11 protein-coding genes and 1 pseudogene are annotated in these 23,513 nt (G+C 41.7%); 2 read left to right on the top strand and 10 right to left on the bottom strand.

The features are described from left to right. The 3 genes and pseudogenes from Q1W14_RS12105 to Q1W14_RS12115 form a co-directional block, all read right to left on the bottom strand. Window positions 1–1,117, bottom strand: a pseudogene (locus Q1W14_RS12105) (hypothetical protein); the annotation flags it as partial. Between the two features lie 33 nt (window positions 1,118–1,150). Then, the gene (locus tag Q1W14_RS12110) at window positions 1,151–2,854 is read right to left on the bottom strand and encodes a RagB/SusD family nutrient uptake outer membrane protein (RefSeq protein WP_300701781.1); all 1,704 of its coding nucleotides are present in this window, start codon (window positions 2,852–2,854) and stop codon (window positions 1,151–1,153) included. Between the two features lie 17 nt (window positions 2,855–2,871). Next, window positions 2,872–6,042 carry a TonB-dependent receptor gene (locus Q1W14_RS12115; protein WP_300701782.1) on the bottom strand — a complete coding sequence of 1,057 codons (3,171 nt, stop codon included), beginning with the start codon at window positions 6,040–6,042 and terminating at the stop codon, window positions 2,872–2,874. A 320-nt stretch (window positions 6,043–6,362) separates the two neighbouring features. Between Q1W14_RS12115 and Q1W14_RS12120 the strand changes: the two genes are divergently transcribed. Next, window positions 6,363–8,006 carry a sigma-70 family RNA polymerase sigma factor gene (locus Q1W14_RS12120; RefSeq protein WP_300701783.1) on the top strand — a complete coding sequence of 548 codons (1,644 nt, stop codon included), beginning with the start codon at window positions 6,363–6,365 and terminating at the stop codon, window positions 8,004–8,006. A gap of 82 nt (window positions 8,007–8,088) precedes the next feature. Further along, window positions 8,089–9,033: an acyltransferase family protein gene (locus tag Q1W14_RS12125; protein ID WP_300701784.1), complete on the top strand. Its 945-nt coding sequence runs from the start codon at window positions 8,089–8,091 to the stop codon at window positions 9,031–9,033. Window positions 9,034–9,054: 21 nt separating this feature from the next. Here Q1W14_RS12125 and Q1W14_RS12130 read toward each other — a convergent pair whose 3' ends face one another. The 7 genes from Q1W14_RS12130 to Q1W14_RS12160 all read right to left on the bottom strand — a co-directional run bounded on the left by Q1W14_RS12130 (window position 9,055) and on the right by Q1W14_RS12160 (window position 23,499). After that, the gene (locus Q1W14_RS12130; RefSeq protein WP_300701785.1) at window positions 9,055–11,370 is read right to left on the bottom strand and encodes a DUF5703 domain-containing protein; all 2,316 of its coding nucleotides are present in this window, start codon (window positions 11,368–11,370) and stop codon (window positions 9,055–9,057) included. A gap of 55 nt (window positions 11,371–11,425) precedes the next feature. Beyond that, window positions 11,426–13,744: a glycoside hydrolase family 3 N-terminal domain-containing protein gene (locus Q1W14_RS12135; protein ID WP_300701786.1), complete on the bottom strand. Its 2,319-nt coding sequence runs from the start codon at window positions 13,742–13,744 to the stop codon at window positions 11,426–11,428. Window positions 13,745–13,803: 59 nt separating this feature from the next. Next, entirely contained in the window at window positions 13,804–15,354 is a 1,551-nt protein-coding gene (locus Q1W14_RS12140; RefSeq protein ID WP_300701787.1) for an alpha-L-arabinofuranosidase C-terminal domain-containing protein, read from the bottom strand. 542 nt (window positions 15,355–15,896) lie between these two features. Further along, window positions 15,897–17,108, bottom strand: coding sequence for a glycoside hydrolase family 5 protein (locus tag Q1W14_RS12145; protein ID WP_300701788.1), 1,212 nt, complete (start codon window positions 17,106–17,108; stop codon window positions 15,897–15,899). Window positions 17,109–17,152: 44 nt separating this feature from the next. After that, a complete protein-coding gene (locus Q1W14_RS12150) occupies window positions 17,153–19,930 on the bottom strand; it encodes a glycoside hydrolase family 2 protein (protein ID WP_300701789.1) in 2,778 nt (925 codons plus the stop codon). 36 nt (window positions 19,931–19,966) lie between these two features. Next, the gene (locus tag Q1W14_RS12155) at window positions 19,967–21,490 is read right to left on the bottom strand and encodes an alpha-L-fucosidase (RefSeq protein WP_300701790.1); all 1,524 of its coding nucleotides are present in this window, start codon (window positions 21,488–21,490) and stop codon (window positions 19,967–19,969) included. A 26-nt stretch (window positions 21,491–21,516) separates the two neighbouring features. Beyond that, entirely contained in the window at window positions 21,517–23,499 is a 1,983-nt protein-coding gene (locus Q1W14_RS12160; RefSeq protein WP_300701791.1) for an alpha-L-arabinofuranosidase C-terminal domain-containing protein, read from the bottom strand. Between the last annotated feature and the right edge of the window lie 14 nt (window positions 23,500–23,513).

Here is a 23,513-nt window from a genome sequence, read left to right on the forward strand (position 1 = left end):
CACCTGATGAAGTGAAAACCAATTTAGTAGCTGCAATCATATCGGCATCATAAGCAGACCAACCATTATTGTAATCTTCAGGCTTAGAAAAATTATTCATCATTGATCCATCCAACGCAGCCCAATCGTACGGAGATTGTATAGACAATGCCCATGTCTTTGATTTGCTGGTTGTAATTACTTCATTAGCATCTCCGTCAATCTCCGGAACGGGATCTGGTTTATCGGCAGGTACGTAGCTATCGGCCCAGTCTTTAGAAACAAAGTTCCATACAAGCCACCAAGGATCTTCACCAGATACATCTTTACCGCCACGCATTACACCAACTTGCATGTGATTTTCATCCAACGCCACCAGTGTCAAACCTTTTGCCCAGTTCAATGTTTTAGAATCCCATCCTTGGGTATGCATAATATTACTATCGGTAAATGTAATCGTATGATTATCTACATCGAGCATAAAAGTTCCGGTTTCATCTTTCACGGCTACAACATCGCCGTTAGTATAGGTATTATGCACCTTTACATTTGCACCGCCATTCAAATCGAAGGTCATATAACTATCCCAAATGTTATTATCACCTGTATGACCTTTACCCGGCAACCAACCCGAAGCTGGAATACCCCATCCCAAAGGACTGGCAGGATCAGAATAGTCCATTTCTCCCGTTGCATAACCATAATTACCATCGTCGTATACCCAAGTTTTAGATTTACCAACACCACCGGTCAAGAATGTCCAAAGATCGTTGTTTACAAACTCTGCACAGAAATCATCGATAGTAAATGTAGCGGGTTCGCCATAAACCACTCCACCACGGGTCTCAACACCAAACTTCACCGTATAAGTTCCTTCAAAAGGAATCTTCAATATAACCTTCTTGTCTTGGCTGCGTCCTTGCGGGTGTTCCCACAGAGGAGTATAGTTATTATTCAGTTTACTCTCCAAATAAATGATATTAGGATTCTCCGAATCATGGGTAATAGTATAGGCAATGCCTTCCACCAAATCATCGGCCGTTATATTCTTTCCTCCCAAATCGAAATCTTCGGGCGAACAAGCCGTGAACAACAGCATCACGCTTGCAATGAATGAATAGATATATTTCAATTTCATATTCTTAGAATTATTAAGTTGTTATTACTCTAATCACCAGCCTTCATTCTGCTTCAATACTTGATTGGAAAGCGTAATCTGGTTATATGGTATCTGAGACAAACCTTTAGTTGCCTTAATCTTTTCGGCCTGAATGGTTACTACATCAGAGGTATTTCCACTCAGCACATTGGTTGAACCGGCAATATGGTCAGCAGCGTAGTCAATACCCTGACGCAATAAATCCCAATAACGTTGTCCTTCGAAAGCAAACTCCAGCATACGCTCTTTCAAGATATTTTCTTTGGTTGCTTCCACTTCACCGAAGTTGGGCGATACGGTACCGTCAGCAGTATAAGCACGTCTGCGCACTTGGTTCAAATACTCTTTTGCATTCGGGCTACCCAATTCGGCCGCCATCAACAGTACATCTGCATAACGCATCACTACGAAATCCTGGTATTGAGAGATTTGGAAATCACCTTCACCCAAACCGAGCACTGCATTAACCTGCTTCCATTCACCAGTTTTTTCGTCTTGACGCCATTCGCCCATCGGAGTATACTTCTTTACAGTGTAGCCGGTGTATTCGCGTTGATCTTTCACATGAGTTTTCACAAAATCCTGCACCTTAGTAATACCTTCGGTTTCAAGATCAATAATAGATGCTACCTTGCGGTTGTCTCCATTACCATAGGCGTTCACTATTTTAGGATTGACGGTACAGGCTCCCCAGCCTTGTCCGTAAGGAGCGGAAGTAATGCCACGAACTCCCATCATCACCAACCAACGGTTGCCATCGGAGTCACCGTTATAGTTCTGTGTATAGTTGAATTTCTGTGCCAATACGGTCTCTTTATTACCGTCGCCGGCATAAGTATTGGTTTGCACATACTTGTTACCATCTTTTGCCCATGAGGATGAAGCTGCCGGCCAAAGGTTCTTGAAATTGTCTACCAAGCCATAACCTTTAGATTCGGCCACGCTAATAAAATCTTCAAGACCTTGCAATACTTCTGCTTTGGTTACGTTAGCAGGCTCTTTGCCGTAATATCCGGTATAGAACAAATATACACGTGCCAGCAAGGCTTTAGCGGCATAAGCTGTGATATGTCCGTCGTTTGTTGCCGCATCCGATTTCGGATATGTGTCTACAGGAATATTTGTAGCTGCATACTTCAAATCTTCAAAGATAACATTGTACACCTCGTCCGGAGTGGCTTGCGCACGGTTCTCATTTACAGGTTCAGTGAAAAGAGGAATATTACCCCACAAGCGTACCATATCAAAATAGCATAATGCACGAAGGGCACGACACTCGCCCATATAAGTTCCTTGGGTTTCGGTGCTGTTCCAAACAATTTGTTCTTCGTGTGTAATCAACTCATTGCAACGATAGATAGCAGCATAATAGCTTTTCCAATCTGTTTCAAACATATTCAAGTCGGCAGAAGACTGAGCTATATCAAAGCGGTCAATCGCTTGATAATTACGTGCATCAGCAGTACCAACGCCACCAAAGCACTCATCAGCCATCATCTCGGAAGCAATATAAAAGCCCACACCACCATTCGAAGTGGTGCATTGCCAACCATCATAACATCCCAACAAAGCCCGATAAGCATCACTTTCCGTCTTGTAGAAGTTACCGGTAGAAGATTCTGTTTTGGACTCCACATCCAAAAAGCTTTCGGAGCAGGCAGTAAGTCCGAGACCTGCAAATCCTAATGCCAATATGTTTATTTTAAACTTATTCATACTTATATGTTTTAGAATTAGAACTTAAGATTTACACCCACAAGAATAGTACGTGGACGAGGATAGTAGCCCAAGTCAATGCCCGATACCCAGCCATTGTCTTCGGTACCATATCCTATTTCAGGGTCCATGCCATCGTACTTGGTAAATGTAAAGGCATTTTGTACTTGCGCATACAAACGAGCCTGGCTGATAGCTTTGCACTTAATCAACTTAGCAAAGTCGTATCCGATTGTGATGTTGCTGATACGCAAGAAATCACCATCGTGTACATAAAGGTCAGAGAATTGCCAGTTAATATTAGTATCTGTAACACGCGGCATACGATTGGATGTACCTTCACCGGTCCAACGATCAAGAATAGCAGTTGTATAGTTAGAAACTTTATTAGTATGGTTGCGGTAAGACTGAACAATCTTATTTCCGACAGAGCCGTTGGCAACAAGAGAGAAATCAAAATTCTTATAGCTGAAACCTAAGTTGAAACCATAAGTAAAATCAGGCATGCCGCTTCCTAGATCGACTTTATCTTTATCGTCGATTATACCATCGTTATTTTGGTCTACGAAGATAACATCACCAGGTTGCGGATTTGATTGCAGAATACCATGTTTACCGTCAGTATTCCAATTTGCAATCTGTTCTTTGTTTTGGAAGATTCCTTGTGTCTGATACCCCCAAAAATAACCAATAGTATGTCCGTTCTGTGCACGATAAAACTCAGGAGTATTGTCATACAACTGGTTGGTTGAACCATGTATAATTCCATCTTCAGTAGGAATGTTTCCAACTTCATTTTTATTGTAAGCACCATTCAAACCTATATTATAGTTGAAATCCTTACCGATATTATCATTCCAAGATAAAGCAAGCTCCAAACCGGTATTCTTTACATCACCTCCGTTTATGTATGGACCACCCGTTCCTGCTGTAGCCAAAATAGGAGCTTGAACCAACCAGTCTTTTGTTTTCTTCACATAGAAATCAGCATTCAAACCCAAACGGCTATTCAGGAAACGAGCGTCAAGACCAATGTTAGTTTGCTCGGATGTTTCCCACTTAATCTTTTCATTAGCCAAGCGGCTAGGATATGCACCCCAGAAACCGGATTGTGCTAATGCCCCGTATTGTGTACCAAAAATATAATAGGTATGATCGGATTTAATAGGAGCTGTATATTGATAATTGGATATATTCTGATTACCTACTTGTCCCCAGCTAGCACGTATTTTTAGGAAATCGAGCCAACTTTGTGTACTTTCCATAAACTTTTCATTAGAAATAGTCCAACCAGCCGATACTGAAGGGAAGTAGCCATAACGATTGCCACGGGCAAACTTGGAAGAACCATCTGCGCGCAACGTAGCATTAATCATATAAGTTTCTTTCCAGTTCCAGCCAATACGACCGAAGTAAGATACACTACGTGACTGGTCATGAGGTTTGCCTTCTGCCTTCATGCCGTCGTCCTGACTGGTAGCTGTGCCATTGTCTACCCAAGCATGATCCCAATCGTCGAAACCTTCTTTCAAGCTACCATTCTGTGCACCAACATACGAGCCTGCATAACGGTAAGATTCCATACCAATCAATGCATTGAAAGAATGGTCTTTAATGGTCCAGTCATACGAAGCTGTATTCGTCCATGTCATCCCCAGGCTGGTATTCATATTCTGCGAGACCTTTGTACGGGTAGTGTTGTACGAATAAATAGAGAATTGATACATCGGAGTGAAGCTACGATATTCTGATGAACCATAAACCGCACCAAATACAGTTCTAATCTTCAAGTTCTTGATAGGTTGAAGTTCAGCATAAATATTACCGGCAAATGTAGCATTCTTATTTTCATTATTTGTATTTGTCATCATTGCACCATAAGGATTACCATCTGCATTGTACCAATCAGAATTGCTGGTATCGTTATAAGGACTACCACTGTAACCATTATCGCTGTAGATAGGAGATAAAGGAGAAGTACCGAATGCACCGCGCAGTGTATTATTATACTGATTGCCTACATTGACTCCATTATTCTGCTTATATACAAAACTTACTTGCTCGCCAATCTTCAAAAGATTACCCAATAACTTGTGGTCTGAATTAATACGGAAGTTATAACGTGAATAGTTAGATATATCTTTTCCGCCTACTACACCTTCCTGATTCAAATATCCTAAAGAAAGAGCATAAGTAGAGGTTGCCGAACCACCGGTAACACCTAATGTATAGCTTTCAGTAGTAGCATCATCCTTAAACATAGCATCTACCCAGTCTGTATCTATCAAACTACCGTCTGTATTATAAATACTTTTGTATGAATCCCAGTTATAAGCGGCATTACCAGAATTCAATGCCTGCTCGTCCATAATTACTTTATATTGCTCAGCATTCAGCATATTTGCTTTGCGGGCAACATTTTGTACACCATAATAGGCATCAAATGAAATCATCGCTTTACCTTCCTTACCTTGTTTGGTAGTAATCAATACCACTCCATTGGCAGCCTGTGCACCATAGATGGCAGCAGAAGCAGCATCTTTGAGTACGTCAATGCTTTCAATGTCGGCGGGATTCAAAGTAGAGATATCCCCACCCACACCATCAATCAAATAAAGAGGACCAGACTTACCTACCGTACCCAAACCACGGATGGTCACCTTCATGTCTGCGCCCGGCTGACCGGAAGTAGAAGCAATGTTGACACCCGGTGTCTGTCCTTGCATTGCTTGCAAAGGATTCGTAGTGTTCAGTTTGGCAATATTTTCACCTTTCACCTGAACAGTAGCGCCAGTTACCAGTTTCTTCTTCTGAACACCGTAACCCACTACTACTACTTCATCCAACATCTCTGTATCTTCTTTCAAAGAAACATTGATAACAGAAGAAGCACCTACTTTAATTTCTTGAGTTGTGTAACCGATATAAGAGAATATCAGCGTTTGCCCTGATTGGGCACTTACAGAATACCGACCATCCATGTCGGTGATACCACCTGTAGAAGTTTCTTTCACCTGGACACTGACACCAATCAATGGCTCATTGTCTGTACCAGATTTCACAACTCCCGTAATGGTTTTGTTTTGAGAAGGGTTAGCCCAAAGACTAACAGGTACCAGCATTAGCAGTACCAATGCAACACGGCATAAATGCAGATTTATGCACTTTTCCAAGAATGTTTTTCTCATTGTACATTGTTTAATGGTTAATATCAAAGATTTTATTGCTTGCTTTTCGTATGCAAAAGAAATCCGATGCAAATGTATGAATGAACACAAGAAGAAAACTGAGAAATTGTTATTTATAGGATACAGATTGGTTAAGACAACCCTCTAAAATGTTACTAACAAAGGTACAATTTGTTTCCACCCCTATCATAATGCCTTCAAAGAGGGGTAAGCGGCTTAAACCATAGACCTTACATATCAGTCTCAGCATTATTACTTTTAAAATGTTAAAAGGAGAAAAGCGATGCAGTCTTATTCTATTTTACGCATCTTATTAAAATATGGATAAGAAAGATTTTGTAGAATTATGTCAGAAAGGAGATGAGCAAGCTTTAAACTTGCTCTACAAAACATATTCAGGAAAGATGATGAGAATATGCCTTTGCTATGTATCTGAAAGACAAATTGCACAAGATCTGCTTCACGATGGTTTCATTGTCATTTTCACTTCCATTGGTTCTTTGCGCAATCCAGAAAGACTGGAAAATTGGATGGGAGTCATAATGAAGAACATTGCACTCCGTTATCTCAACCAGAATAATTCATTCCACACGATCCCCCTATCAGAAATATCCGAAGAGGATGAACCGCTAGAAAGTCCCTTTAAAACCGATTCCGTATCATACGATCAAATGATGGAATTAGTAGAATGTCTACCTGAAGGCTACTCGAAAGTATTCAAATTAGCAGTACTCGAAGGTTTACCTCATAAAGAAATAGGAAAACTATTAAATATTGCTCCCCACTCATCGTCTTCACAACTATACCGTGCAAAAGCAATGCTGAAAAAGCTGCTTCTCAATTACCGGTTAATTCTTATCTTGCTATTGTTATTACTAATTCCATTGTTTTATAGTCCTACTTATTGGAAAAAGAAACAAAGTTATTCTTCGAAGATAGTATTACCCAGCTTAAAAAAAGAAAAGAAACAAGCAAACATACTGGCAAATTCCCACCAACCTGATTTTTTTTGCCCAAAAGATGTACACCTGCAACTACCAGCTCTAACCATCGCTCCACTACCAGTGTATACTGAGAAAGCTCCGTCTACCCTAGTCATGAAAGATGTTACAGCAAGTATACCTTCTGTTACCAAACAGGCTTATATTTCCGAATCACCAGAAGTTACCCTCTCCGACTCTCACCCGGCAGAGAGATTCATCTTCACACATCGAAACAAGAAAACAATGAAGTGGAAGCTTATATTGGCTGGATCAGTAGGTCCTCAACTGGCTCAGAGCTTATTCAAACTTATTGCCACTCCACATTCTGATAGTGGAATAGGTTCCGATTTACCTCAACAAGTTAGCACATGGGAAGATTATTACAATTATCTCAATACCCGCTATCAGGAAGGTACTCTGGGAGACTCAATTGCATTAATGGAAATCGCCAAAAACAACAAGGGACAAATTGTAGAACAACAACACCATGATGCACCTATCACCATCGGACTCTCAGTAAACAAAAAGCTTAATGAACGTTGGAGCCTGGAAACAGGATTGCAATATACCCTCCTGAAATCGGAATTCACCACAGGCAATGAATACCGCATTCAAGAAACACAAAAGATTCATTATGTAGATATTCCACTACGTATTTCTTATCGTTTAGGAAGTTATCGAAAGTTTTCACTCTACTCTACAGCTGGTGTACAAGTGGGTATTCCACTAAAAGGAACTCTTCGTACTGACCATATAACAGATAGTATACCGATGAACATAAGCAAACAGTCGTTGAAAGTACCTTTGCAATGGTCCATCAATGCAAGTATGGGCATACAATATAATTTCACATCCCATACCAGCTTTTATATAGAACCAACGATCAATTATTATATCCCCGACGGAAGTGAATTACGTACCATTCGCAAGGAACATCCAGTAACACTGACCATTCCGGTTGGAGTACGTTTCAGTTGGTAAAGTATAAATCCACTCTAGCCATGCAGTCTTCCATCTAAAAGATTATCCTATTAATAGATAATAATAAAATGGGAAAAGAAAAATGCTGAATAGGATTTTTCAGATAGACTATCTAAAGTGTGTATTTATCATTCTTATGATCATCTTTCATCTAGCATACATCGGTGACAAATACCCTTATGTAAAACAAATCGTTTATACGTTTCACATGCCAGCCTTTCTAATCATCTCAGGTTATCTGGCTAACATTAAAAAAGAACAGTTTATTATTTCAATAGTATGGCTTTTCATTCCTTACGCAATAATGGAAACAGGCTATGTCTTTATGTCAGCAATATTACCGGTACGTGAAAAAGTAGAAAATATCTCTATATCACTCTTATTAAATAAGGTATTTGTATCTCCGATGGGGCCTTATTGGTATTTACACACTTTAATTATTGGCTATTCTATTTATTATGTAACAGAAAAAATCCACTCCCGAATGAATGAGATTTCTTTCTTCATTTTATTAGGAATCAACTTCTGGCTACTATCCTATTGGCTCAATCTTATTTCAATGGCTAATGCCATCTATTTTATGATAGGGATTATTATCAGGCAATGCAAACAAAATTTTCTTTCAGTGTTCCAACCTTCTTTTTCAAGTATATTCCCACTCCTCATATTATGCTATTATCCCATGAACTTAAATAGATTTACTTTAGCAGGAATCATCATTACCTATCTTTCAATAAGCTTCTCTCTTGAAGTATACCGATATATACCCGGTAAAATAAAAAACATTTTGCATTTTATAGGAGAGAATACTTTATCTATATTATTATTCTCCCCTATATTTACTATAACATCTAAAGTTTTAATACCTATATTTTCTTTTGATCCATCCGGTTTATGCTTTATATGCATATCAATAGCCCTTGTTATCAGTGGAAGTTTATTTATTGCATGGTGTATGGATAAGATTAACTTATCCTATTGGTTTTGTGGCAAAAAGAGTTTATTAAACTATAGATTAGCGACTTAAAATAGAGTCGAATTATACCTATTAAAGACCGTTATTACAAAAAACAATATCTTTCATACGTTCTTTAGGAGTAACCAAGCAATTCACAATTTTGCCTTCCCGATAATCCACCTCTACAACAGTGCCTTTAGGAGCATGTAATTTGAAATGTATATCCCAGTCCAAAGGCCATGCCGGAAGTACCAAAATCGAATCTCCTACAGATTGAAGCAGCATTTCTTGTATACCTATCATTCCACTTCCTCCCCAGTTATGATCCGGTGTCCAGTCAAATCCCGGTCCCCAAAATGCAGGGAAGCGGTGCGGGCCATCCGCCATCTTCTGCAAGGTCAATGAACGTGCTTCTTCGGTCAACCCCAAGCATGCCGCCCAAATATTGTCTTGCTTCCAACCACGGTGACTGCGAAATTTCAAAGCTTTGGGATCATAAAGATATGTATCTACAGCTACCTTCAAATCCGGACGACCTATTCCGTACATCCTCCACGGGTAAACCGGATAAAGCTGAGGTGTTTCTTCATTGTTCACACGTTCCCATATCTTGGCGGGTGACAGTATCTTTTTACCATCAATTTCGCAGAAGCTCAATGGAGGTACTCGTTTTAACCACTCAGCCCAACGAGTACGTTCCTCTAGTGTTGTTTCAGTCTCAGGTAGTTCTAACAAACGACGGAGAATGGTTTCTAAAGCAGCTACGGTAGAAGTTGCATTGGTAGCCATCTTGTAAGTTTCGGCAGCCGAACCCGGATATAAAACCCAATGTCCGTCTCCATCCAGCTCCATAGTTCCTCTCTTCGCAGCCAAATAGCGGTAATGCTCGTCAAAAAAGCGAACAGCACTTTCAATAAAAGACAAGTGTGGCCGGATAGGTTCATTATTATAATCGTAAGCATCCAACATCATCAAACCAAACTCTAATGCCGTATCCCAAGTATATTCCAGCCAAGGATTACTCTCTACACCACGATCCATTCCCGGGCGATGTGGTTGCCAGGCATATTCACTTAGATTAGGCAAACCAAATTGCTCTATTTGTTCTGTAAAGCAAGCTCCCTCATGTCCCCAATATACCAGACTTCGTAACTCTGCATTTCTCAACATACGCTCATAGAAGTTAAACTGGGTATGCATCATATCAAAATCACCGCTTTTCAGCATCGGAAAATAAACAAGCCGCTGATTCTGAGCTGTCATCGTTCCACCACCCCACAAACGAAAATCGGGGGTAAAAGCACGTATACTATCTACATATATCGGATCGAATGTAAATAGTCCGCCATTAAATTTCGTCGGTTCACTGCCATAAGCATTACATGCAAGCATGTACCGGAATAATTGATAATTTCTACCTATTTTCCACGCTTCACTATCCCGATTACCCGAATCTATACGTACAAAACTACGTTGCCAAAAGCAATGCCACCAATCCAAAGTGGCGTTCTTACTCTTTTTTCCTACTTTTTGTTCATCAAGTATCAACTTCTGAAGAGCATTCTTCCAATCAGTCACCAATGCAGCCTGTTCATTATGCAAATATAACTTCACTTCATGGCGCTTTGCGGCATGGCTACTCTTCAAAGTCCATCCTTTAAATTTCGTACCCGTATATTCACCTTCATAAGTCCCTTTACTAACAAATGATTTACCTGCCAACATTCCTCCAAAAGTAAGATTTGCCAACGGATTCATCATCTCATTCTTCACTTTCGCCATACCCTGACGTTCTACTGCCACATCAAATACTGTTTCCGCCGGGTTACGATGGTAAAAGCAAATCGCATTATCTTCAAAGTCGATAATATCCTTCGTTATTTTCAGTCCTGCCGGAGGAGCAAATTTATATGAGTTAGCATGGCTTTCGTCCTTTCTCAATATAAAGTCTTCATGACGCCAGCTTTCCAGACTAACTTCCGCCTCAACCTTCTGTCTGCCATCTATTTCGACATGAACTACCGGACGAAATACATCTGCCCAAAGCATTACCTTCACCAGATTATTCCCTTCGCCTCCTGTTATTTCAACACATCCATCATTTAGTTTCAACTCTTGGCGGAAAGCAGATGATAGAAAAGGATTCGGGGATAAATGAATACGAACGCGCCCTCCCTTCAGAAAATCATTGCTTTCATCAAACGTTCCACTATGCGAAAAGTAGAAAAACAGATCCCCATTCTCCACCCAGACATTTGTACCTATGGAGCCACCACCGCAAGGCATCGACTCGTGTGACCCTGTAGAAGGAGTGTTCCACACTACGTTGTACTCTGATGGGTATTGAGCAGTAACCATCACCGACCATCCCAGCGTCAATATCACTAATAGTTGCTTAAGTTTCATAATAGGAAGCAAAATTAAAATTTAATCTGATATTCATAAGAATCTGTATTACTATTTATTTTACCGTTAATACAACACTCTGCAAATCCTCGTCACGAGAAGATGTTCCCAACATAATCTTAAACGTACCCGGCTCAACTCCATATTTCATATCCACATCATAGTAAGCAAGCTTGTCGGGAGTTATATCAAAGGTGACAGTCTTAATTTCTCCCTTTTTCAAGGTGACACGACGGAAATCTTTCAATTCCTTCACCGGACGAGTAGCCGAACTATAGTCATCACGAATATATAACTGTACGATTTCATCCCCATCTACTTCTCCCACATTTGCTATATCTACACTGACTTTCACACTTTCATCTTTTCCAATTTCGGACTTGTCGATCTTCAAGTTATCATACTTGTACTTCGTGTAGCTCAAGCCATAACCGAAAGGATAAAGCGGATCGCTCTTACCAATGGCATACGGGAACCATCCGGTAGTGAATTTGTGGTTATAAATACTCTGTATCTGTCCTACACTGCGAGGTACAGTAACCGGCAGTTTGCCGGATGGATTGACCTTGCCATATAATATTTCGGCAACAGCTTGTCCCCCAAAAGAACCCGGCTCCCAAGCCTCAACTAATGCAGGCACATGTTCGGCAATCCACTCTACACCCAATTGACGTCCGTTTACCAATACAACGACGGTAGGAACTCCCGTATTATAAATTGTTTCTACTAATTCTTCCTGCAATCCCGGCAGGTTTATATCTGAACGGTCTGTGTTTTCTCCGCAAGTCTTATCACCCCACTGCTCACGCATGGAATTCTCTCCTACAACAACAATTGCCAAATCAGCTTTACGTGCCATCAACCCTGCCTCTTTTACTTTCTCAGGACTCATAGTTCGCAAATTCCAACCAAAATCCAAAGTAGAGAATTCTGTTTCGGGAGAAATTGTTTTCAACCCTTCCACGATGGTGACAATATTCTCATCCGGTTGGGGAACTGCCCAATCTCCCAAGATGACATGGGTACTCGCATTGGGGCCTGTAACGAATACCTTTTTGTATTTCTTTACATTCAAAGGAAGTAAATCATCATTCTTCAACAGAACGATTGATTTGCGTGCCATTTCTAAAGCCGTCGCCTGATGTTCTTTGCTGAACAATACAGTCTTACTCTGATTTTCATCATAGTACGGATTTTCAAACAAGCCCAGCTTAAACTTAGCAGTCAATAGCTTACGAACTGATTCATCTATACGTTTCTCCGAAATACGTCCTTCCTTCACAGCTGCGATAATCCCTTCCATAAAATCAGGACCGTGCATGTGCATATCCATACCTGCGGCAACGGACAGTTCGAAAGCATCATTCATAGTCGGTGCAACAGTATGATAATCGTGCAGACGCTCGATATCCATCCAGTCGCTGACGACAAATCCCTCAAACCCCCATTCATTACGAAGTACATCAGTCATCAGCCATTTATTGGCATGAGCAGGTACTCCATTCACTTCGTTATGGGCTGTCATCAGTGAATAGGCTCCGGCATCAACGCAAGCTTTGAATGGAGGAAAAAAGACTTCTCTGATGGTCCGCTCAGAAGCATCAAAAGGCGCACCATTTACTCCATTTACCGGCTGACTACCACCGACAAAGTGCTTGATACAAGCTATTACATTATCGGGCTGGCTAAAATCCGGTCCTTGCAGTCCTTTCACTGTGGCAACTCCCATGCAGGTTACTACATACGGATCTTCCCCAAAAGTTTCTCCTGTACGTCCCCAACGTGGGTCGCGAGCCACTTCAATATTCGGAGTAAATGTCCAGTGTGCCCCTGTTGCACGCATCTCCTTAGCGGTTTCATGAGATGCTTTTTCTACCAAATCGACGTCAAAAGTAGAAGCCTGTCCGATAGGCGTAGGATACACCGTTACGCCACGGCATAAACCGTTTCCGTGAATAGCATCTATACCTATCAACAAAGGAATCTTAAGGCGGCTTTTCTGAGCTAAAGTTTGCAAATAATTAGCCTCTTCCAAGTCAGTAACATGCAGGAAGGAACCTATCAATCCTTCACATGCCATCTTCTCCACTTCTGTAGAGTGTAGATCCTTATAAAAACCTTGAGCATGGCTCTTTTCCATTTCCTCGACAGATATATTCTTCTCTGCCGCCTTCATATGTTTCAATCCTACATACTGGCACATCTGCGCCACCTTCTCCTGCAATGTCATTTGTTGCATCAGGTTCTCCACCCGCTTCTCTACCGGCTGCGAAGGGTCCTTGTATAATTCCTTATTTTCAGAACAACCTCCGCAAGCCATACATAGTAGAGTTACTCCTAACCCTGTCAACCAATGTTTTCTACCTTTTCGCATAACTTTACCTATATAAATTTCTACCTTTTTCCTTACTTACAATCCAATCTTTCTACCTATTATTTCAGCTCCAATGTAATTACCGACTTAGCCGGAATATTCACTGTCAAGCATCCATTCTTATATTTGGCACCTTTAAAGTCTTCTATCTTAATACGATTCAATTCATCAAAAGAGTTATAATCGGCAATATCTTTTGAAGTTAATATTTGTCCCGAAGTCAACTTTTTCACTGATGCACCACGCAAGTCTACTGTAACCTCTATCGGCTTTTTCAGATCGATATTTGTCATGGAAACGTGAATGGCACCTGTAACATCTTTCGAGGCTGTAGCTGTTATGGCATCCACTTCCATCATCGAATGACTGTATTTAGGCGACGTAATATTCAAAGGCAGTAATGTAGCTTCCTGATGTACTTTATACATATCGAAAATATGATAGGTAGGTGTCAGGATCATCTTCTCATCCTTAGTAATAATCAAAGATTGAAGTACATTGACCAACTGAGCGATATTTGCCATCTTCACGCGGTCACAATGCTTATTATAAATATTCAAAATAATAGATGCTGTAATGGCATCACGCATTGTATTCTGCTGAAACAAGAATCCTGGATTGGTACCTTCTTCCACACTAAACCAGTTACCCCATTCATCCACCAATAAACCTACTTTCTTTGTCGGGTCATATTGGTCCATGATGGTGCTATATTTTGTCAACAAACCGTCCATGCTTGACGCATTGAATACCGAACGGATATAGTCGTTCTCAGTAAACTTAGTAGCACTGCCCATATTAGCCCAATCTGCCACTGTATAATTATGAAGGGATACAGATTGCAACTGATTCAGAGGAATATTTTTAAATAATGTTTCCATCCAATGAAGGTCTTCACCGGCAGGACCGCAAGCCACTCTCTCCAATGTATTTCCACTATAGTTTCGGCAATAAGTGGCATAACGACGATAGTTTTCAGCATAACCGGCAGCACTCATATTTCCGCCACATCCCCAGTTTTCGTTACCTACACCCCAGTAACGAATCTTCCAAGGCTTCTCTCTTCCATTCTGACGGCGCAAATTAGCCATTGGGCTTTCGCCATCAAAAGTGATGTATTCCACCCATTGTGACATCTCCTCTACAGTACCGCTACCCATATTTCCACAAATATAAGGTTCGGTACCAAGTTCTTCGCACATATTAAGGAATTCGTGTGTACCGAATGAATTGTCTTCTACTACTCCGCCCCAATGCGTATTCACCATACGTGCGCGACTGCTTTTAGGACCAATACCGTTCTTCCAATGATATTCATCGGCAAAACAACCGCCCGGCCAACGCAAATTGGGGATACGAATATGTTTCAAGGCATCTATTATGTCCTTGCGTACGCCATTTATATTAGGAATTTTAGAGTCTTCTCCCACCCAAAGTCCATCGTAAATACAATGTCCGAGGTGCTCGGAAAAATGTCCGTATATATGTTTACTGATGATTTCGGTTCCTGTTTCAGCATCGATGATTACAGTCGCCTTTTCTTGTGCCTGTCCACATATCGGCATCATCATTACCAATAGGGTACTCCAAACTAGTGTCTTTGTCCTCATAGTTTTATTTTATTGATTTCAGTTACAAAACTACGCCCTTTCCCAACATCAGAGGTTTTATAACTTACAAAAAACGTTTGTTATCCATTACCACCCCCTTTTTTAGCCATTAGCAAACCTTTATTATCAGAAAACAAACTTTTTCAAATGTCCATCAGTAATGAATCAAATGAAGAATGAGGGATGAGGGATGAGGGATGAAGAATTACTTCGCAGCGTGATTGCGCAGCCAATTCTTCGTTCTTCATTCAAAGCATATAAATGCAAAGTATGACTTTTTTACCATCTTCATTCTTATCAGTCATCTTTCATTTTACCACCTTCAGAATATCTTCTGAGAGGGGCTACAATGACTCAGGGACTGAAAGGCATTCAGTCCCTGACTGAATCAGGTTCATTTAGTGAGTGAAATAAGAACTCTTTGCCAGAAGAAGCTTTTGGAAACTTATTTGTAAAAATTATGTATTCTCATTTTACTCAAAACAGTATAGAGAACAAAGAATTGCAGTGAAGGCTAATTATCTTCACTGCAATTTTACTAATTATTTCCAGGGAGTAGGTGTTTGGGTACCTCTCATTATAGCAGGGATAGCTATAGCATCCGCTTGCTTCATTCCGTCTCTGCGATTAAACAAACCGAAATGTTCTTGTCCTCCACCGACAGCAGCTCCATTATCCCACAGGAATGGAATAGCACCGTTCTTACGACATTCGGAGACCATCATTTCCAGATAATAACCGCGTGCGGATTCTATGGCCTCCTTATCTTCACCCGGAGCTACTTCATGACGTACAGCTCCACATTCACCGATGATAATAGGATAGCCCTTATCTGTAAATATGGGTTTCAAAGAAGCCAGACAAGATTTCAAGCGTGCTTCCTGAGCTTCGCCATCCACTCCGAAACGAGTGCAGGGTTTCCCCCAGTATTTATCTGTACCTAGTCCGCAATAATTCCAGGGATCATAGAAGTGCATTTCTACCATCATACGCCCTGGTGTGGGATCAGTGGGAAAACGGAACAGTTCGGGACCAAACTCATAGTTAGTAACGTAAGTCTGAACAATCAATGTACGATAAGCATTACGTCCACCGGTTGCACGGACTGCATCTACAAATATCTGATTGAAACCATTCTGTACATCTACATTTTCTTGTTCGGGACGCCCCCAGTTATCGGGGATATGAACTTCGTTAGTTCCGGCAAAAAGCAAATGTTCATCATAGTCACGGAAATAGATAGCTATCTCTTTCCACAAGGCACGCTCTTTACGATAGACTTCGGCAGAGTCTTTATAGAGTGCATGACTTTCGAGCCACTTCTCGTGGTGTGTGTTGATGATGACGTACATATTATTTTCACGGCTCCAGTCAACCAGTTGCTTCACACGTCGCATCCAAATGCTATCTATCTTTATCACTCCGTTAGCATCTTCCGAAAAATGGGGATACCAACGAATAGGGATACGAATTGCATTAAAGCCGGCTTTGGCCACAGAATCAATCATGCTTTTAGTAGTCTCGGGATTACCCCAGGAAGTTTCACTAGTAACAGAATCTTCGGCATAGGCATCCAGAGAATTACCCAAATTCCATCCTACCTTCATCTGAGATGCCAGTTGTTCCGCAGAATGCTCCATTCCGGTTTTATCCGCAGGAATTACAGAATTATCACTATTTTTGGGAGTACACCCCATGGCTATAGCTGCCAAGAAAAAGGCAGCTATAGTATTATTCCATCTATTTCTAATCATGGTATTTTGTCATTATTGAGTTTTGTGAATGTATCAGTGGTCGTTTACTTGCTGCTAAAGACAAAAGTCGGATTCATAGGATAACGACCGGCATCTTTACCATAAACAGCCAGTCCGCCTTTTACTCCCTGAGGAACTTCCAGACGTACTGTAACCGGCTGTCCGGCTATCAGTATCTCCTTCGGAACATTTACTTCTACCAGATAGCCGTAGGAACCGGCTTCCTGTAGTTTGTTGACCTTTCCTTGTGCAAACCAAGATAAAGCACCACGATGATCGGCAGGATCATCCTCCAGAGATACATTTCCGCAAACATTACCATTTACAATGACACGTACCAATGACGGGAAACGTTTCTCGTCAGTCTGTGCATAGGCATTCTGATTCATACAAGGATCGAGTGTGCCTCTGCCTTTCATAAAGTCCATATCATTATTGATGATATCAAGTCCCTTGGCATCTTTGCCGAAAAGCTCTTTGGCAGAGGCTTCGAAAGCAAGAATGACGTTTTGTACCTCAGCAAGATTGATGTTGGAAGGTAATTCTACCTGATATTCAAAGAAACCGTCTCCGGCACCATTCACCTTTTTGCCATCCATTACGTTCCATTGCTTAAGGCTCCAGTCTGCCTTTGAAAAACTGTCAGGAGAGAAAGAAACAAGCTGTACCGGGCAGTAATCGGCAGGAGTTTTTCCACCCACAACACGATAAAGTATAAAGTTACGGTGCAGGACATTGCCTGCTTTTCCACGAAGAATGAAACGCACGGCATAAAGACCGTTCTGTTCCGGCAGGGTAATATTAACCGGCTGAATTAAGGTATTCATATAAGGTGTAAAATCTACCTTAGACGCTCCGGCTGATTGCTCTTTGACGGCATGTCCCAATTCATCCCAACCGGCAATAGATGTTTCCACTGTCATTGTTCCCGGATTTTCATCGATCATTACAGAGAGATACATCGGTATTTCCACACGGCTACCTGCTTGCACTTCCTGCATCAATTCACAGCGCGGAGAAAGATAATAAGGTGCATGGAAGTCTGCCATAGTCATGCCCGGCACGAAAGCATCCAGACCAAATGTCTTCGGAGTACGGTCATAGCGTACATAGCCGTTCCACTCATTGATTACATCGTGATGCTCCGTATAGAGCCAGCCTGCACATTGCGGATGGGCACGGAAAGCATTCATCATCTTATGATAATCCCACGTAATATCTACATCACCTGTGCTGCCATCGTAGCCCCATACATTACCGCATTCACTATTCAGCATCGGAGCATTGGCTTGTACATTACCACCGATATAGTTCCATTTGGAACCGGTCGATGTATTACGGCAGTTATCATCGAGCATATTTTCCCACGCATAACCGGGAGCATAGGCATGCCATGTATTGATGTCCGTTTCTACATGATCGAGGTTACAGGGAGAGTTATCCTCTACCAGACGGGTAGGATCAAGACTTTTGGTCAGATGGTACATTTGACGCACCCACTCTTGTGTCCCGGGTTTATAAATATTCTTGCCGTCCTCTTTGGTAAAGAGCCCCCAGGTCTCGTTAAAGTTCACCCATGAGAAAATGGAAGGATGGTTGTAGTCACGCTTTACTTGCTGACGCATACAGTGTTCCCAGTCACTTTTTCCCAAGTCATTCACTTCGCCCCACCAATTGGGTACATCAGCCATAATCAGTAACCCGAGGCGGTCGGCCCAATACAATTTACGGGGAAGTTCCACCTTAATGTGAATGCGATTTCCATTCAAGCCCAGGCGTTTGGAAAGCATAATTTCTTCACGCATGAAAGCATCGGAAGGGAATGTATAAAAACCTTCGGGATGATAGCTCTGATCCAGACAAAGTTCCATATACACAGGCTTACCATTCAAGGCAATGTATGGATAAGAAGTTCCGGGCAAAGACACTACACTTACTTTCCGTTGCCCGAAATATGTATTTACTGCATCTACCGTTTTAGCACCATCTGTCAGAGCAACTTCCATTTCATACAGATAAGGAGTTTCTAAATCCCACAGACGCTGGTTTTGGAGTTTCACTTCAAACGTCTGCGTCAGTGATTTTCCGGCTTTGCCCTTCGGAGTATAAACAAAGTCTGCCTGCTCACCGTTGCGGAAGCGCAAACGCAAAGATGTTTGTTTCTGAGGTAGACTGTTCAGTCCTACTTCTACTTTCACCATCGAACGGTCTACATCAGGAGTAAAGTGCACATAATCCACAAAAATTCCTCCACGAGCTTCCAGATAGACGGTTTGCCACAGACCGCGAGCATCGCCATAACCTTGTTTACCTCCCAGGCGTTTGTCGCTTGGGGTATCATCGGCACTTATAACCAGATTTTGAGGTTGCCCATAGGTTGTGATAAACGAAGTCAGTTCAAATTCGAAAGGAGTATATCCTCCCTTATGATTTCCTAACGGCTTGCCATTCAACCAAGCATGTGTATCCCACTCAGATGCTCCGACAACAAGATAGATGCGCTTTCCTTCCCATTCTTTGGGTACAGTTATAGAACGAGCATACCATCCTTGATGACCTTCATTAGCTACACCAGACAATGCACTGCCCCAGCTAAAAGGAACCATGATTTCACGGTCAAACTTGGCAGATACTCCACTCTCGGCAGCGCTCTTTCCCTTTCCGGCATCGAACGTAAACTGCCATTTTCCATTCAGGTTTATCCATTCCGATCTCTCAAAGTCGGGACGCGGATGCTCGGGCAAAGGAATGTTCTGTGCCGACAAACTACCCCAAAGCAGACAAACCACCGCTGCCGCTAAACTTACAATTTTCTGTTTCATAGAAGTCTTTTTGATAATTGTGTTTCTTCATATTATTTATTCTGTTTCTATTTTGAAAGCATAGACTTTATCATCCACTTTGCCTGCATCTGCCGGAATAGAGAATGAAAGGCCATTCTTACCATACAACCAGTTCAATTCTTTATCATATCCCATCAACGACACCTTCTTTATAGTAAGTGGTTTGGACAAACTATCAGTAGCAAAAGCTTTCAACATATATGCTTTTCCCGGTTCGGGCACGCCCAATACCATTGCATAAATATCTTTCCCTTTAGTTGTATAGCGAATATCGTCCGTCGTATAGCGCAATTTCAAAAAGAGATGTGCATTATCAAAAGAACCTTCAGGCTCTTTAGTCGGTCCTTCACCAAAGGTGTACCAAGGTCTGGTGGCATATACTGCTTCGCCATATTTGTGCAGCCAGTCGCCCATGCTCAGTAATACCTGACGTTGATTTTCAGGGATTACACCATATTTATCGGGAGAAATATTCAATAACAGAATACCGTTCTTACTTACAATATCGAGCAATACATTGAGTATCTCACCCGGTTCCTTAATCTGCATATTGTCTACATACGACCAACTGCCGGTACTTACTGTTTCATCCGTAAACCAGGTTATCGGTTGTATCTCCTGCTTGCGTGACTTTTCAAGGTTTTCAATAGCTACTGTTTTGGGTAATGCATTCTTCGATATAATAGCTACTTCCTTTCCCTTCTTGGCAGATTCATTTATATAGTAAGCACAGAACTTCTGTCTCCACTCTTCGGGTACGCAGAAAAGCCATGAATCAAACCAAATGGCATCGGGAGAATAACCATCGATCACTTCTTTCAACTTTCCAAACCAATACTTTTCAGCCCAGGTATCTTGCGGAACATTGCCATACAAAATACGAAGCAACGAGTCTTCACTGGCAGTATCAGTTCCTTTCAGATACGGATAATGACTATTACCAAATTCCTTCTCATCCGGTTTATCCGCATAACGTTGCAGGTTACGGGCATGATGGAACGTAGTAATCATTTTCATATTACGCTTGTCCAATGCCTTTTTCAGTTCGCCGACGATGTCTTTATGAGGCCCCATATCTTTCGCATTCCATGGATTGACTTTTGATCCCCACATAGAGAAGCCGTCATGATGTTCGGCTACAGGTCCGGCAAACTTAGCCCCTGCCTTTACAAATAAATCCGCCCAATCATCCGCATTGAATTCCTCCGCTTTAAACAAAGGTACGAATTTATGATAACCAAACGTTGCCGGATCACCAAAATGTTCCTTGTGAAAACGATTATTACCGTCACCCTCAAAATACATCAGACGAGGATACCACTCGCTGCCGAATGCAGGAACCGTATATACTCCCCAATGAAAGTAAATACCCAACTTTGCATCCTGCAACCACTGTGGTGCCGGCTGATGCTTAGCTAATGAATCCCAATCAGCAACAAAATCGCTTTTAAGTTCTGCTTTCTTTTGGGATGCAGTGCAAGCAGTGAATAGTGCCAAAGTTATCACACTGATTATACCGGTTATTCGATTCTTTCTCATGATCTATAAATGTGTTTAGTTGGTTTCTATTTTCTCACAAATGTATAAATTGCCACTGTTTGCGGATCAAGAGTAGTACTTAAAGAGTTACCGGACAAAGTAACGGTTGTCGTCTTCGGAGTCACTTTATCAGGTTCATCCAAGGTATTCTCCATTTTCAATTCAGAGGCTTGCAAAGTAATCAATTCTCCATTCACTAATTGGTCTTGCTTTTTCAGTCCCTTGAATGATAGTTTCAACGGCATAGCCTTCTCGGTGGTATTCACAATCTTAATGTAATACTTGCCTTGCTTATTATCTACTGATGCCGAAGCGAACAGACCTTCTTGACCGCTCAACGGTTGCTTATCCAAAGTAACCGGTACTACACGATCACCCGTATTGTTTCCAAACATCTGCTGCACATGGTAATTCGGGGTTTTCACCATACGGGTATTATCAAACCATATCATGTCCGGCTTCCACTGCCAACCATCCACATGGGCAAAGAGAGGAGCATAAGTTGCCATCCAGACAACGTCAGCATTTCGTTCCAGACCCGTCATATAGGCAGCTTCGCACATAGCAGAAAGGAAACTGTTTGTATTGGAACCACCTGCTACTCCACCACTGTCATGACAAGCATATTCTCCGGCAAAAACTTTCGGTCCTTTGCGGTCGTAATTATCATACTTCGGTCCACTGGCAAGGAACCATTCCGGAGAGCGATAATCATGCTCATCAACCAGTTCTACCTTCAAGCGTCTCATTTCTTTCCACAGATAATCAAAGCGATCCTGAAAACCAGCCGGACCGGCACTTCCGATAATAGCAACTTCAGGATGCTCTTTTTTCAAAACCTTCATAAAAGCTTCCAAACGCTCTACATATTCGGGTCCCCATTGCTCATTACCTACGCCAATAAATTTCAGATGAAAGGGTTCAGGATGTCCCATATCGGCACGTATCTTTCCCCACTTGGTAGTCGGGGCACCATTGGCAAATTCAATCAGGTCAAGTGCATCCTGAATATAGCAGTCCAAATGATCCATAGGCTGATGCGCATCCATCGTTTCGTTCTGAAACTGGCATGACAAGCCACAATTGATAATAGGAAGTGGTTCTGCTCCTATATCCTCTGATAATAGGAATAATTCATAAAAGCCCATACCACGTGACTGGAAGTAGTCGGGGAACATTCGGTAAGGGAAGCAGAAATTCCAACGGTTTTCATTCAACGGACGGTTCTCTACCGGTCCCAGGGTTTCTTTCCAGTTATAACGGGTATCTAGTGTAGTTCCCTCTACCACACATCCGCCAGGAAAACGGAAGACACCAGGATTCAAATCAGACAGTGCCTGAGCCAAATCTTTACGCAATCCGTTGCTACGTCCCTTCCATGTATCTTTAGGGAATAATGAAATATGGTCTAAATCCAGTGTTGCGTCACCTACAAAAAAGATACGCAAACGGGCATGCTGGTCTGACTTGAAGGTACCTATCATCGTTTCATATTGCTTCCAATCGGTTGATGCAATGACCATTTCCTTTTGCCCGATTGTATTATTATCTTTGCCTATCAGTTCTACACGAATCTTCTGTTCGCCTCCTTTGGGTGAACGTGCCCATACAGAGAAGCGATATTCTTTACCCTGCTCAATACCTATTCCGCGAAATCCTTCATTCTCCAATCCCGTCTGTCTATGAGGATGCGAAGGACGAGACAAACGCACATAATGCGGATTGCGAGGGAAAGGAGCCTCATCGGTGCATACTTCTACTTCACCAAAGGTATTCCACCCCATCAGCGTTTGAGGAAACTCAAACGAACGGTTTTTCACAAGTTCCGCATACAAGCCTCCGTCTGCCCCGAAATTAATGTCTTCGAAGAAGATGCCGTACATAGTGGGCTGAATCTCCACTTTACTCTTATCCGTTTGCACTACCAGTTCACGTTCCGTGTTCTGCGCGTGAAGAGCTAAATTGCCAGCCAACATCGTAGCCAGACATAAAGAAAACAATCTTTTCATGATACTTTATTTAC

It is taken from the genome of Bacteroides sp., assembly GCF_030151085.1.
Lineage (GTDB): Bacteria > Bacteroidota > Bacteroidia > Bacteroidales > Bacteroidaceae > Bacteroides.

Coding starts and splice junctions, on each gene's coding strand:
- Q1W14_RS12135 (WP_300701786.1), bottom strand. CDS start 13,744: ATGCGAAAAGGTAGAAAACATTGGTTGACAGGGTTAGGAGTAACTCTA.
- Q1W14_RS12145 (WP_300701788.1), bottom strand. CDS start 17,108: ATGATTAGAAATAGATGGAATAATACTATAGCTGCCTTTTTCTTGGCA.
- Q1W14_RS12125 (WP_300701784.1), top strand. CDS start 8,089: ATGCTGAATAGGATTTTTCAGATAGACTATCTAAAGTGTGTATTTATC.
- Q1W14_RS12120 (WP_300701783.1), top strand. CDS start 6,363: ATGGATAAGAAAGATTTTGTAGAATTATGTCAGAAAGGAGATGAGCAA.
- Q1W14_RS12155 (WP_300701790.1), bottom strand. CDS start 21,490: ATGAGAAAGAATCGAATAACCGGTATAATCAGTGTGATAACTTTGGCA.
- Q1W14_RS12130 (WP_300701785.1), bottom strand. CDS start 11,370: ATGAAACTTAAGCAACTATTAGTGATATTGACGCTGGGATGGTCGGTG.
- Q1W14_RS12150 (WP_300701789.1), bottom strand. CDS start 19,930: ATGAAACAGAAAATTGTAAGTTTAGCGGCAGCGGTGGTTTGTCTGCTT.
- Q1W14_RS12160 (WP_300701791.1), bottom strand. CDS start 23,499: ATGAAAAGATTGTTTTCTTTATGTCTGGCTACGATGTTGGCTGGCAAT.
- Q1W14_RS12110 (WP_300701781.1), bottom strand. CDS start 2,854: ATGAATAAGTTTAAAATAAACATATTGGCATTAGGATTTGCAGGTCTC.
- Q1W14_RS12115 (WP_300701782.1), bottom strand. CDS start 6,042: ATGAGAAAAACATTCTTGGAAAAGTGCATAAATCTGCATTTATGCCGT.
- Q1W14_RS12140 (WP_300701787.1), bottom strand. CDS start 15,354: ATGAGGACAAAGACACTAGTTTGGAGTACCCTATTGGTAATGATGATG.